This window comes from Streptomyces sp. NPDC086549 (assembly GCF_044746205.1).
In the GTDB taxonomy this organism is placed as follows: Bacteria; Actinomycetota; Actinomycetes; order Streptomycetales; family Streptomycetaceae; genus Streptomyces.
Genome location: NZ_JBIVBS010000011.1, coordinates 323,231 through 336,285, shown reverse-complemented (window position 1 = coordinate 336,285; position 13,055 = coordinate 323,231). Strand labels below are relative to the sequence as shown.

The 13,055-nt window shown below is 71.4% G+C and carries 10 protein-coding genes and 1 pseudogene; 8 read left to right on the top strand and 3 right to left on the bottom strand.

Annotated features, from left to right (window positions below):
* The first annotated feature begins 20 nt into the window (after window positions 1-20).
* From ACIPSA_RS31590 to ACIPSA_RS31575, 4 genes are all read left to right on the top strand, one after another.
* Entirely contained in the window at window positions 21-2,852 is a 2,832-nt protein-coding gene (locus ACIPSA_RS31590) for a LuxR C-terminal-related transcriptional regulator (protein WP_402640459.1), read from the top strand.
* Between the two features lie 69 nt (window positions 2,853-2,921).
* Window positions 2,922-3,908, top strand: coding sequence for an alpha/beta hydrolase (locus ACIPSA_RS31585; protein ID WP_402640458.1), 987 nt, complete (start codon window positions 2,922-2,924; stop codon window positions 3,906-3,908).
* 73 nt (window positions 3,909-3,981) lie between these two features.
* A complete protein-coding gene (locus ACIPSA_RS31580; protein WP_402640455.1) occupies window positions 3,982-5,025 on the top strand; it encodes a helix-turn-helix domain-containing protein in 1,044 nt (347 codons plus the stop codon).
* Window positions 5,019-6,050, top strand: coding sequence for a helix-turn-helix domain-containing protein (locus tag ACIPSA_RS31575; RefSeq protein ID WP_402640453.1), 1,032 nt, complete (start codon window positions 5,019-5,021; stop codon window positions 6,048-6,050). Before ACIPSA_RS31580 ends, ACIPSA_RS31575 begins: the two co-directional genes overlap by 7 nt.
* Window positions 6,051-6,067: 17 nt before the next feature.
* Here ACIPSA_RS31575 and ACIPSA_RS31570 read toward each other — a convergent pair whose 3' ends face one another.
* Window positions 6,068-6,919, bottom strand: a complete 852-nt coding sequence (locus ACIPSA_RS31570; RefSeq protein WP_402640450.1) for an NmrA/HSCARG family protein — start codon at window positions 6,917-6,919, stop codon at window positions 6,068-6,070.
* 258 nt (window positions 6,920-7,177) lie between these two features.
* Here ACIPSA_RS31570 and ACIPSA_RS31565 point away from each other — a divergent pair, with 258 nt between their 5' ends.
* Window positions 7,178-8,158: a pirin family protein gene (locus ACIPSA_RS31565; protein ID WP_402640447.1), complete on the top strand. Its 981-nt coding sequence runs from the start codon at window positions 7,178-7,180 to the stop codon at window positions 8,156-8,158.
* 65 nt (window positions 8,159-8,223) lie between these two features.
* Window positions 8,224-8,550, top strand: a complete 327-nt coding sequence (locus ACIPSA_RS31560) for a hypothetical protein (protein WP_402640446.1) — start codon at window positions 8,224-8,226, stop codon at window positions 8,548-8,550.
* Window positions 8,551-9,050: 500 nt separating this feature from the next.
* On the opposite strand, the gene ACIPSA_RS31555 is transcribed toward ACIPSA_RS31560, so the two are convergent.
* Together ACIPSA_RS31555 and ACIPSA_RS31550 are read right to left on the bottom strand one after the other, a co-directional pair.
* Window positions 9,051-9,440 carry an MFS transporter gene (locus tag ACIPSA_RS31555; RefSeq protein ID WP_402640444.1) on the bottom strand — a complete coding sequence of 130 codons (390 nt, stop codon included), beginning with the start codon at window positions 9,438-9,440 and terminating at the stop codon, window positions 9,051-9,053.
* A gap of 6 nt (window positions 9,441-9,446) precedes the next feature.
* Entirely contained in the window at window positions 9,447-10,232 is a 786-nt protein-coding gene (locus tag ACIPSA_RS31550) for an MFS transporter (RefSeq protein WP_402640441.1), read from the bottom strand.
* Between the two features lie 295 nt (window positions 10,233-10,527).
* On the opposite strand from ACIPSA_RS31550, the gene ACIPSA_RS31545 reads away from it, so the two are divergent.
* Both ACIPSA_RS31545 and ACIPSA_RS31540 read left to right on the top strand, forming a co-directional pair.
* Window positions 10,528-11,502, top strand: coding sequence for an aldo/keto reductase (locus tag ACIPSA_RS31545; RefSeq protein ID WP_402640438.1), 975 nt, complete (start codon window positions 10,528-10,530; stop codon window positions 11,500-11,502).
* A 729-nt stretch (window positions 11,503-12,231) separates the two neighbouring features.
* Window positions 12,232-13,003: pseudogene (locus tag ACIPSA_RS31540) on the top strand (transporter).
* The last annotated feature ends 52 nt before the right edge of the window (window positions 13,004-13,055 follow it).

The window sequence follows — 13,055 nt, the reverse complement described above, 5'->3', positions numbered from 1 at the left end:
AGCAGGTCCGGAGTACGAGCATGACGGTCCATCCATCCCAGACGTCGGTCGGCGAGGAAGCCGTCCGCCGACTCAGCCGTACGGCGACATCGCGTCCCCTCGGCCGGGACCGCGAGACCGAGCGGATCCTGCGGTGCGTGACGCGGGAGCCCGGCAGTCCCCAGGCGCTGCTGCTGCTCGGGGAGGAGGGGATCGGGCGTACGACGTTGCTCCGCCACGCCTGTGAACTGGCCACCGCCGACGGCATGCTCGTACTGTCGGCGCAGGGCTGGGCCGGGGACCGGCGGCGCGCCCGCGCCTTTCTGCAGCAGTTGCTGGCGCCGGTCCTGGACGAGTTGCCCGCCCTGCCCGCCGCACACGGCCAGGTGCTGAGCGTCGCCCTGGACCCCGCCTCCGGAGACATCGGGCCCGACGACACCCAGGTGCAGGCCGCCGTGCTGGCGTTACTGGACCGACTCGCCATGTCCCGTCCGGTACTGGTGTGCGTGGACGACGTCCACACCTGCGACCGCGCCTTCCTCGACCGGCTCTGCGCGGGGATCCGGCTGCTGGCCGGACGCGCGGTGACGGTTCTGCTCGCCGCTCGCGGCGACGCGTGCTTGCCCAGCCTGCCCCCTGGCACGGAAAGGCTGCATCTGGGCCCACTGAGCGTGCCGTCGGCCGCGGCGCTGCTGGACCGACAGCCCGCAGCGCCCACGGGCAGGCGGAGGCTGGAGATACTGGAGGAAGCCGAGGGCAATCCACTGGCCCTGGTGGAACTGAGCGCCCGTGCGGCCACGCCTGCCCGAGCGGGACTTCCGGGCGCCGGACCGGCGCGGCGCCCGCCCACGGCACACGTGTTCGGGGCACGGCTCGACGCGTTGCCCCCCGAGACGGGACGGGCCCTGCTGTACGCGGCGGCCGCCGGGCCCGGCGAGACCGTCGCCGCCCTCATGGCCGCCCTGAACACCGACGACCTGGCGGTGTGGGCGCCGGCGGAGGCGGCCGGCCTGGTCTCGCTGATCGAGGAGCGCCTCGTCTTCCGGCATCCGCTGGCGCGGTCGGCCGCGTTCTTCCGGCATGCGGCGGGCGAGCGACACCAGGCGCATCTGGACCTCGCCGAGGCCGCCACACAGCCGGAGCTGAGGGCCCGTCACCTGGCCGCCGCCACCTTGGGAGCCGACGAATCCGTCGCCGCCGCGCTCGAGGACTCCGCCTGGAGACGCGGGGACGCCGTCAGTGCCGCGCGTGACCTGGAACAGGCGGCCCGGCTCACCCCGCAGCGGCAGGAACGCGCCCGCCGGCTGGCCGAGGCCCTGGTGGCAGCGCAAGCGGTGGGAGAGCCCGGCTGGGTGCGGGACCTGTACGGCCGGTTCGGCCAGGACTCCACGGATCCGGAACTCGCCTGCCTCGCGGCCGGTGCCCTGGCATCGGCCCTGTCCCAGGAGTCCTCGCAGCAGGACGCATTCGACGTCCTGGCACACGTCTCGGAGCACTTTTCCGCGGTCGGCCCACCCGCCGCGCTCGCCTCGGTGGCCCTGGCCGCGGGCATCGCAGCCCAGTCCGGCCTGCCCGAGCACAGGGCGGCCCTGTCCACGCTGCTCGACCGCGCCCGAGAGGCCGGCCGGGCCGACCAGGGCCGGCCCCTGCCGACCGGGCCGCTGGGCCACCTGGACACGCCGGACGCACAGAACGCACTGCGGGCGCTCGTCACCGCGGTGGTCCGGCCGCAGGCCGCCGCCCACCTGCTGCCGACCCTCGACCGGCCGAGTGCGCTGCTGGACGCCCCGGACACTCTGGCCCGCCGGATGGCCGTCGCCTCGGTGGCCTACCACGCGGACGAGGCGGACGTGTGCCTGCGACAGTTCCGCAAGGCCGACGCCCAGCTCCGCGGCTCTCGTGCCTTCGGCATCCGGGCCTGGTCGGTCCTCGCCCTCCTGGACACCCTCGTGAACACCGGGCGGTTCACCGAGGCCGAGCCCTTGATCGAGGAAGCCGAGGCCGAGGCCGCGGTCCTGCGCCTGCCGCGCCTCCAGGCGGATCTGGAAGCACAGGCCCTCACCCTGCTCGCGCTGCGCGGAACCGTCCCGCCGGAGCCCTGGCTCACCCCGTCGATCTGGCGCGCCGTCAGCCTCGACGAGAACCGGGCCACGCACGCACGCCTGCTGCGCGCCCGAGGACTGGCGTCGATGGCGCTGGGGGACTGGGACGGGGGCTGGCGGCACCTGCGCGACCTGTTCACCGCCGACGGATCGCCGCTGCACCCCCTCCTGTCGCCCCGGAGCATCGCCGAACTCGCGGTCGCGGCCCAACGGACCGGCCGGTCGAAGGAGGCCGTGCCGATACTGGCGCGAGTCCGGGCGGAGCAGGGGGATCGCCCGAGCACCAGGATGACGCTGCTCCTGCACCATGCCACCGCCCTGGTCGACCCGGACAACGACGCCGAGCAGCACTTCCACCTCGCACTGGTCAACCACGAGGCGGACCGGTGGCCGTGGGAGCGCGCACACGCCCGCCTCAACTACGCCGTCTGGCTGCGCCGTTGCCGCCGTACCCTCGAGGCGCGCCAGCAGCTGACCACGGTGCTGGAAACCGCCGATCGCCTCGGCGCAGGCAGCTTGGCGGCGGCCGCCAGGCGCGAGCTGCGCGCCAGCGGAGCGGCACGCACCCCCGAAACCGGAGGCCCGCTGGAGCAACTGACGGCACAGCAGCGGCAGATCGTCCGCATGGCCGCACGCGGCCTTTCGAATCGAGAGATCGGTGAACAGCTCTTCCTCTCGCCGCGTACCGTGGGCTCGCACCTGTACAACGTCTACCCCAAGCTTGGCGTCAGCCGCCGCCAACAACTGCGTGACCTCCTCCAGGACAGCTGAGGCAAGGACCGGCCGACTTCGTACGGACCTGCTGACCAGCGGCGCAGCCCAGCCAGAGGAGAGTGCGTGATGCTGGGAACCTCCTGGAACCCACCGGGCGGTGACTCCCGCGGAGCCATCCTCCTCGACCCCGTGGTGCAGCGACTGGTCACCGCGTCCGCCGCGCCACCGTCCCTCGACGACCTCGGCCCCGACACGGCGCGGCAGGCGCTGCGCGAGACCCAGGTGGACCGGTTCGAGGACTTCGACGTGGACGCGGTCTTCCGCGTGGCATCCGTCGGCTCCTCAGGGCTGCTCGGATTCTGGACCGTCCGCCCGGCCGGTGCGACCGGCCCGCTCCCCACCCTCCTGTACCTCCACGGCGGCCGCTGGACGCTCGGCGACGCGCAGACCCACGCCCGCCTCATCAGCGAGCTCGTCACCGGCGCGGGCGTGTGCGCCGTGGTCCCCGAATACAGTCGCACCCCCGAGGCCCGCTACCCGGTGGCCCTGGAGGAGTGCTACGCCCTGCTGACCTGGGCGACCTCCCGCGCCGACGAACTCGGTCTGGACACGGGCCGGTTGGCCGTGGCGGGCGACTGTGCCGGGGCCACCCTGGCCGCCGCCGTGACCATGCTGGCGCAGTTCCGGCACGGGCCACGGATCAGCGCACAGCTGCTCTACTACCCGCTCACCGACTCCCGCTGCGACAGTCCCTCACAACGGCAGTTCGCCACCGGGTACCTGCTCACCCGTCGGGCGCTGCGCGCGTACTGGGCACGGTACGTCACCGACCCGGCCCTCCTGGCCGAGCCCACCGCGTCACCTCTGCGCGCGCGGACGGAGGATCTGGTGGGGCTGCCGGCAGCGCTGGTCGTCACCGCCGAGGCGGACGCGGCCCGTGACGAGGCGGAGCAGTACGCGCGGAACCTGCGTGCGGCAGGTGTCGAGGCATCCGCCGTACGGTTCCTCGGGACGATCCACGACTTCGTGGCGCTGCACGCCCTGCACGACAGCGCGCCCACCCGGGCAGCGGTCCGGCACGGCTGCTCCTTCCTGCGCGCCCGCCTGTGCTGAGCGGCGCGGTACGGGCCGAGGACCAGTCGGCCGACTGATGCGCCGACCGGCACCGCCACGGCACGCTGACAGCATGCCAACCGTCATCGGCTCCTGCGAGGAGAGACGCTGGTGCCCGACCGCCTCCGCGAGTCCGCGAGCCCAGGTGCTGACCACCCGCTCGGTTCCGCCGCGCGAGAGCCTGGACTACTGGCACGACGCCGTGCTCGCGACCCTGGTGGGGATGGACATCGCCACCGAAGGCCGCACCTATGACGCGACCATGCGCACCGACCACCTCGGGGACCTTCAGATCACCACCGTCGACTGCGACCCGGGTCGCGTCCACCGGGCGCCGCGCTTCATCGCCCGCGGCGACGGACGGCACATCTTCGTGGCCCTCCAGAGCACCGGCCGGGCCCACGTCGAACAGGACGGCCGCACCACCGAGTTGGGGGCGGGGGACGTCGGACTCTTCGAGACCGTCCGGCCCTTCCGCACCACCTTCCCGGAACGCTTCCAACTGAAGATCTTCGCGGTTCCGCGGCGCCTGCTGGAGCGGCCGGAGTCCGACCTGCAGCGGCTCACCGCGCGTGCACTGCGCCCGAGCGGCGGTGGTCTGCCCGCCCTGCTCACGCCGTTGCTGGAGCGTCTGGCGGACACCTCCGAGGCATACGCGACACCGGTGGCCGAGCGGCTGGCCGAGCGCGTCATCGACCTGGTCGCGGCCACAGCGGCGGACCAACTCGGCGAGGACCCCGACGAACTGCCGGGCGCCGACAGTGTCCTGCTGCTGCGGATCAAGACCTTCATCCGCTGGCACCTGCCGGACCCCGGCCTGACCCCCCGGGCCATCGCCGGTGCCCACGGCATCTCGGTCCGTTGTCTGCACCGGCTGTTCGAGGCCGAGGACACCACCTTGTGCCGCTGGATCCGTGAGCTGCGCCTGGACGAGTGCCGCAGGGAACTCGCCGCACGGGCGCCGGGATCCGTCGCTCTGGGACAGGTCGCACGACGCTGGGGTTTCAGCAGCCCCACCCGGTTCAGCAAGGCCTTCCGCGGCACCTTCGGTCTGTCCCCCACGGAGTGGCTCGACCGAGAGCGTGCGAGCCGCGCGGCGGGAGAGGCGACGTGCTGACAGGATCGCTGACCACCCCCGGCCAGGGCGTTACCTTCTCCGCCCAGGACATCGCTCCCGGCGAGCGCGTCGCCGCCTGGCAGCGCGCTCTCTCGCAGGTCTTCGTGGAACTCGAGGCCGTCGTGGAGCATGGCCGCCCGTGGACGGGCGAGCTGGCCGCCGAACGCCTGGGCGCCCTCCAGATCGCCACCGAGGAGTTCGGCCCGGGAACGATCCTGCGCAGCGCCCGGTCGGCGGCCGCCGACCACCGCACCCACATCCTGGTGCGCCAGCAACTGGACGGGACCGCGCTGTTGTCGCAGGACGGCCGCACCGCCGAACTCCTGCCCGGTCGCCTGGCGTTCCACGATGCGCGGCGCCCGTTCAGGCTCGTGCTGCCGCGGCGGCAGCGGGCCCGGGTCCTCATGATGCCCCGGGCACTGCTGCGCCTGGACGAAGGGCAGCTGTGCGCCCTCACGGCCACCGTGGTGGACGAAGCCGGCGGGGGAGCGGCCGCCCTGCTGCTGCCGCTGCTGAGCGGGCTCGTCGAAGAGGTCACCAGGGCCACTACGACCCGACGCGAGCAACTCGCCCGAACCGCCGCGGAGATCCTGTCCACCGTGGCCCTGGAACAGGTCGGCAGGCGGCCCACGCCGACGTCTTGGGAGCGGATCACGGCGTCCGTCCAGACCCGGCTGGGAGAACACGGACTCGCCCCGCAGGACGTCGCCGATCAGCACGGCATCTCCCTGCGCTACCTGCACCTGCTCTTCCAGCAGCACGGCACCACCGTCAACGCCTGGGTACGGACGCGGCGGCTGGAGGCGGCACGCGAGGAACTCGCCCAGCCCGGCGCTGCCCACAGGCCGATCGCCGTGGTTGCCGCCCGCTGGGGATTCACCAGCCCCTCCCACTTCAGCCGGACATTCCGCGAAGCCTTCGGCATGTCGCCGGTGCAGTGGCGCAGAGGCACCACTGAGACCGACGCGGCCCACGCACCCGCCTCTGTGGGCGAGCCGTCGGCAGCGCCCTGGGGGACGGAGTGATCGTGCGGACGGTCGGCTCAGCGGGGGGTCGCCCACGTGTCGTGCGCCCAGTCGGCGAATCGGGTCCAGAGGATCTCCGGGTGAGCGTCGCGGAGTGCGGGGATGTCGACGCGATAGCCGGGTCCGTTCAGAAACGTCCACATCGCATGCATATCGGGATTGCCGATCGCCGCCAGCGGTACTTGCTCATGGCGGACCTCCCGTCCCAGCGCCGTGCCGAGCGCGGCCGCCATCTGCGTGGGAGTGGGTGCGTCGCCGGCCAGTTCAATACGCTGCCCCACGTAGGGAGCGGGGTGGAGCAGCACCTGCGCCGCGAACGCGCCGAGGTCGGGGCGGGCAAGCTGCTGCAATGGCCGATCGGGCGGCAGCGGCAGATCAAGAACGCCGAAGGCGATGCGCTCCGCTCCGCCCAGCGCGTTGTCGAAGAAATACGTCGGCCCCAGGATCGTGTAGGGCACATCTCCGGAGGTCAGCTCCGCCTCGATGCGCGCCTTGCTCTCGAAATGCGGCACCCCGCTCTCCTGGTCGGCCCCGGCCACGGAGCTGAACACGAGATGCGGAACGCGCTTCTTCGCCGCAGCGGAGAGGATGGCCCGCCCCTGGGCCACCTCCGCCTCCACACCGGCCTCGAAGGGAGTGGTGAACGCGAAGACAGCCGCCACCCCGTTCATCGCCGCGGCGAGTGACTCACGATCGCTCAGGGATCCCGCCACCACTTCGACGCCCTGGTCGGCCAGTTGCCTCGCGGCTCCCCGGGCGGGGTCACGTACCAGCGCCCTGACCGGGGCCCCGTGGCCCAGCAGCGCCTCGGTCACAGCCCCACCCTGCCCGCCGGTCGCCGCAAGTACCAAGATCGGCTCATCGGCCATCGAAGAACTCCCTTTCGCACAGACAGGCGGCAATGAATCATCAGCCGGCCCCAACGGTAACGGTCCCAACGGTCCGTCCCCAGAGTGGCGCGTGGCGTGTCGACGAGCGCGAGATGCTTTGTTCGTAAAGGAAATATGTGAGCGCCGAGGTGCGTGTTGCGCGTTCGCCGGGAGTGATCAGCCCGGTGTCCCGTAGGCGCAGCGAGCCAGATGATGGTTGAATGTGGAACAAGTGAGCGGGCTGAGAGGTGGTCCACGATGAGCAATGTCGAAACGAAGCCCATCGAAGTGCGGTGCGGCGAAGCGGTGCACGGCGAGCGGCCGGCCGAGACGCCACGGGTCGACGTACTGTCCCCGCGCGATGTGCCCCTGGGCGGCCCGCGGGCCATGACCGTGCGGCGCACGCTGCCGCAGCGTGCCCGGACCCTGATCGGAGCCTGGTGCTTCGCCGACCACTACGGCCCCGACGACGTCACCGAGACGGGCGGCATGGTCGTCGCCCCGCATCCCCATACCGGGCTTCAGACGGTGAGCTGGCTCTTCAGCGGGGAGATCGAGCACCGTGACAGCCTGGGCAGCCATGCCTTCGTGCGGCCCGGCGAGCTGAACCTCATGACCGGCGGGTACGGCATCAGCCACTCGGAGGTCTCCACCCCGCGGACCACCATCCTGCACGGCGTCCAGTTGTGGGTGGCGCTTCCGGAGGAGCACCGCGGCGCCGCAAGGGACTTCCAGCACTACGTTCCCGAGCCCGTACGGACCGACGGCGCCGAGATCAGCGTCTTCCTGGGCTCCCTCGCCGGAGCCACCTCCCCGGTGCCCACCTTCACGCCCCTGCTGGGCGCCGAGATCGTGCTCCAGCCGCACGCGACCGTCACGCTCGCCGTCGACCCCGGCTTCGAGCACGGTCTCCTGGTCGATCAGGGGAGTGTCCGCTTCGTGGATGTCCTCCTGCGTCCAGCCGACTTGGGCTACGTCCACCCGGGCCCCGGCACACTGACGCTGACCAACGAGTCCGACGACACCGCACGGGCCGTCCTGCTCGGCGGAACCCCCTTCGGGGAGGAGATCGTCATGTGGTGGAACTTCATCTGCCGGTCACATGAAGAGGTCGTACAGGCTCGTGACGAGTGGATGTCGGGGGATCGGTTCGGTTCGGTGAAGGGGTACGACGGTGACCCGCTGCCGGCGCCCGAGCTTCCCAATGTCCCCTTGAAACCGCGGCGGAACGCCGATTGACCTGCTGAAACGCAGTGAATCAATCGGAGCGGGGGCGGAGTCCGCGACGGGCTTGCCGCGTAAGCGTGCTTGTCCGGGAGCTGCCCCCGGACCGCCACACCGCCCGTCGCCTTGCCGCACTGCCCGCCGACGGACTGCCCAACGGGCCGGCGATCGACCCCAGCGGGCGCACCCTGTCCGTCGTGGACAGCCTGGACGACTTCAGTTTCCTCACCAGCCGTTCCGGCGTGGTGCTCGCCGCGGTCAACGGCCGGAACCAGGTGGACGTGGTCTGGCCGGACGGCACCAGGAAGACGGTGCTGACGGCAGCTGACGGACTCGCCTCGCCCACTGCCACCGCGCGGCACGGCACCACTCTCTACATCACCGTGGCTACATCACCGTGGCGATGACCACGAGCGGGCTGCTGACCTGCTCAGGCGCGACTCCACCGCGGCCTGTCCGAACGAGCGGTGGGGGGCCGACTCCACCCAGGTGGCCACCTGGTCCGGGATCCCCTACGGTCACGTTCGTCGTGGACGTGTTCTCCCGGACGATCGTCGGCTGTCCGCCGGTTCAGAAGATCGCCACTACCACCGACCGTATCGTCCACGCCCCCACCGGAACGGTCGCGGCAGCTCTGAAGGCCGGCCCTCTGCGCCTGAGTTCCGGGCCGACCGGGTGAGGCCAGGCCACCACCCGAATTCTGATGTGCACGCTGCGCGAGCGCTCCGGCCCCCGAGCCGACGGTCACCTGGACTTCCGGTCGCTCCTGGGCGGTGGGCGAAGTCGTATCCCGTGTCGGCATGGAGTTCGTCGGGTTCGCATCGGCAAGGACCGCGGTGGCAGCGGACCGGAGGAACGCCGGAGGCCAGCGGCTTGAGCGCCTCGGGGCGTACGGCCCGACGCGGCGTCAACGCCGTGTGGCGGGCCGGAGCAGCAGGCTGGCCGCGGTTGCCAGCAGGACGAGAAGGGCGGCTGTCAGGAGGCCGGTCCGCAAGCCGTCGTGGAAGCTCGCCTCGTGGGTGACCAGGGCGCCGAAGGCGGCGACGGCCAGGGCACCGCCGATCTGCCTGGAGGCGTTCAGTACGCCGCTGGCCGTACCCGCGCGCTCGGCCGGAACCCGGTCCAGGAGCAGGGCGGTGACCGAGGGCAGTGCGAAGGAGCCTCCGGCGCCAACCGGGACCATCAGCGCGACCAGCGTCCAGGCGGGCGCGGACGCTGGGCTGAGACTGAGAACCCCCAGCCCGGTTGCCATGACGAGCAGCCCGGTGACAACGGGCATACGAGGTCCGAACCGCACCGCGAATCAGGCCGAGGCCGGGCTGATGAATGCGGTCAGCACCGTCATCGGCACGAAGGCCAGGCCCGTCGCCGGCGCGGAGAGCCCTCGGCTTTGCTGCAGGTAGAGGCTGAGCAGGAAGACCATGCCGTAGAAACCGACATTGATGGCGAAGCCCGCCGTGGCCGCGACGCCCATGGTGCGCGAGCGCAGCAACGCCGGCGGCACCATCGGGTGTTTACTGCGTGCCTGCGTGGCGAGGAACACCGGCCCCGCCACCACGGCCAGCGTGAAAGCCACCAGGACGCGCGGTTCCAGGAAGCCGACGGCGCCGGCCTCGATAGCTCCGTATGTGAGGGCACCCATCGCCACCACGGCCGCGATCTGCCCGGCCCAGTCGAACGGCGCCGTACGGCGGGGCGAGCGGGCGGTGCGGGCGAGCAGCAGCAGCGCCGCCAGCCCCACCGGCAGGTTGACGAAAAAGATCAACCGCCAACTCACCTGGCTCAGCAGGCCTCCCGCCACCGGTCCGGCGGCGGCACCCACCGATCCACTCATCGCCCAGAACGAGACCGCCCGGGCTCGACGAACGGAGTCCGGGTACGCCTCGCGGATCAGCGCCAGCGAGGCCGGCACGACCACCGCCGCACCAGCGCCCTGGACCAGTCGGGCGGCGACCAGCATCCCCAGGTTCGGCGCCAGGCCGCAGACCGCCGACGCGGCCACGAACACGGCCAGCCCCGCGCCGAACGCGCGACGCGCGCCGACCTTGTCGGTCACCGCCCCGGCCGACAGCAGCAGTGCGGCGAACATCAAGGTGTATCCCGGGGGTGACCTGGGTACGGCGGGCACGCAGAAACCCCGCCAGGTCGTTGCTGCGCTGGTCAGAGCTCATGCAGCCAGTGTGCCAGTTGCGGTAACCGTCCCGAGGTGCCCACGGGGGCCGTGTTACTCCCTGGAACGTCACTCCCCGGTACCCTCCGGCCTGCCACAGGACGCCGGGGAGCGCGACGGTGGACAGGCCGCAGGGGATCGTCGGTCCAGCGGCTTTCCGTTCATGGGCTGTGATCCAGCGGCCCTCCGTTCCGGTACGAAGGCAGGACACAGCATGCGCAACACCACCCTGGGCACCCACGGACCGGAAGTCGGTGTCATCGGCCTGGGCGCCATGGGGATGAGCTTCGCCTACGACATGGCCAGCCCACGCGACGAAGCCACCTCCGTCTCCGTCATCCACCAGGCCCTCGACCTGGGCATGACGTTGATCGACGCCGCCGACGTCTACGGCCCCTACACCAACGAGGAACTCGTCGGCCGGGCCCTGGCCGACCGACGCGACCGCGCTGTGATCGCCACCAAGGTGGGCATGGAGTGCATCGACCCCACCGGCGGCCCCGGCGGTGCCCCACTGGTCAGGCCCAACGGCCGGCCCGAACATGTCCGCGCCGCCATCGACGCCAGCCTGCGCCGCCTGCGCACCGACCACATCGACCTCTACCAGCTCCACCGCGTCGACCCCGAGGTCCCGATCGAGGAGACCTGGGGCGCCCTGGCCGAGGCCGTCACCGCCGGCAAGGCCCGTTACGTGGGTCTGTCCGAGGTCGGCGTCGAGCAGATCCGGCGCGCCCAGGCCATCCACCCGGTCACCACCGTGCAGTCCGAGTTCTCCCTGTGGACCCGCGACGTCCAGGCAGAGGTCCTGCCCTACTGCGAGGAGCACGGCATCGGCCTGCTGCCGTACTCGCCGCTGGGCCGCGGGTTGCTCCTCGGCCGCTTCAGCTCCTTCGACGAACTGCCGCACAACGACCAGCGGCGCCGGCTGCCGCGCTTCCAGCAGGACAACCTCCAAGCCAACCTCGACATCGCGGCAAAGGTCCGCGCCGTCGCCGACCGGATCGGCGCCACCCCCGCACAGGTCGCCCTCGCCTGGCTCGCCGCCCAGGGCCGGCACGTCGTCCCCATCCCCGGCACCAAGACCCCCAAGTACCTCGCCGACAACGCAGGCGGCGCAGACATCAGCCTCTCCCCGACCGACCTCACCGACCTCGACGCCATTCCCGCCCCCGTCGGCGCCCGATACTGACTACCCCACCCCGGGACCAAGCGGCAACCCACCACCAGGAGGGCGCGGCATCCTGCCGTGCCCTCCTGGTGGTTGCTCCGGAATGACGGCCGTCGCGGAAGCTGGCCGGCCGCCGGGTGCGCCGGCGCGGCCCTGACTACGTCGGCGGGTGGACGGCCGGACCAGGGAGGCCGCAGTGTTCGTGTCCGGTACATACCCCATCGTGATCACGAGACCGAGGTGTTCGATGGTGCTGGGCGGCTCCCTCGCGGTGCCCTATCGTGCCGGCTCAGCGGCAGAGCAGGTCTGAAACACACCTTCTTGTGCCACCCGTCGGCGTCCCGCCGAAACGGGTACCTACGGCGCTCTGACGGGGCAGCCACTGACCGCCGCGGCTGAACCGAACACCGAACCGAGCGGATCGAGTGGCTGCCCCACACCTGCTGCGTGTTGCGCTTGTGACCGGCCGGCTGCTTACCCGTGTTCCCCCGTGAGCCGCGCAGTGGGCCGAACGCCGCCAATAGCGCCGGACCTTGCGCGCGCCCCGGCGGTTCTGGCCTGCACTGACCGTATGACTTGTTCGATGACGCTACGGATCTGGTGATCCCTGGGAACCATGGGACGCGGGTGTCTTTCGGTGGCCCGGACGTAGCTCTCACGCTTCTTTCACGTCTCGAAGCCCCTCGCGGAAACAATCCCGACCCGACGCGGCGCGGCGGCGTTGGCGCTCTTCGAGCCGCGGAGGGGAAGGTGTCGGGCCCGAAGCTGTTCCGCGCGAATAGGACGAATAGCGGTACGACCGAGGTCACGCCGCGTCCTGGCTGAGGTCGAGGCAGATGTGCAGGGCCTCGTCGAGGCGCATATGGAGACGCTGTTGGGCGTCCGGTTCCTGGCGAGTGAGTACGGCACCGGGCCGATCCCCCCCGGGGGTCGGATCGACTCGCTCGGGCTGGACGAGAACGGGGTGCCGGTCATCGTCGAGTACAAGCAGGGCGTCGAAGCCGGCGTCATCAAGCAGGGCTTGTTCTACCTGTCGTGGTTGATGGACCACCGGGCCGAGTTCGAGCGCCTGGTCCGCGACCGGCTTGGGGCCACGGCCGCGTCCCAGGTGCTGTGGAGCGGACTGCGACTGATCTGTATTGCCGGCGACTTCACGTGCCACGACGTGCACGCCGAGCGTGAGCACCGGTGGTCGATCGACCTGGTCCGCTACCGCCTCTTCGGCAGCCGCGGTCGAGGAAGCGTTGCTCGGTCGAGGAGACGGTGTGAACCGCGTCGAGCGCGAGCAGTACCGGGCGTATCAGCGTCTGCGGAATTTCGCGTGCGTCTGTCCGCCGCAGCGGAGCAAGCTCCTGGTCTGCCTGAAGGCCGACCCGAAGCACGTCGACCTCGTTCCGGGGTTTAACCCGGGACGTGTCCGGTCTCGGCCACCACGGGACGGGTGACCTGGAGGCGCAGCTTCGCACGCCGAGGGACGTGGAGCGGGCGCAGGATCTGTTCCGCGAGCTACGCGTCAGCGTGATCGCTTGACGGCCCCTTGGCCATGAGCGTTTCGCGCCCGGTCTGTGGTCGGC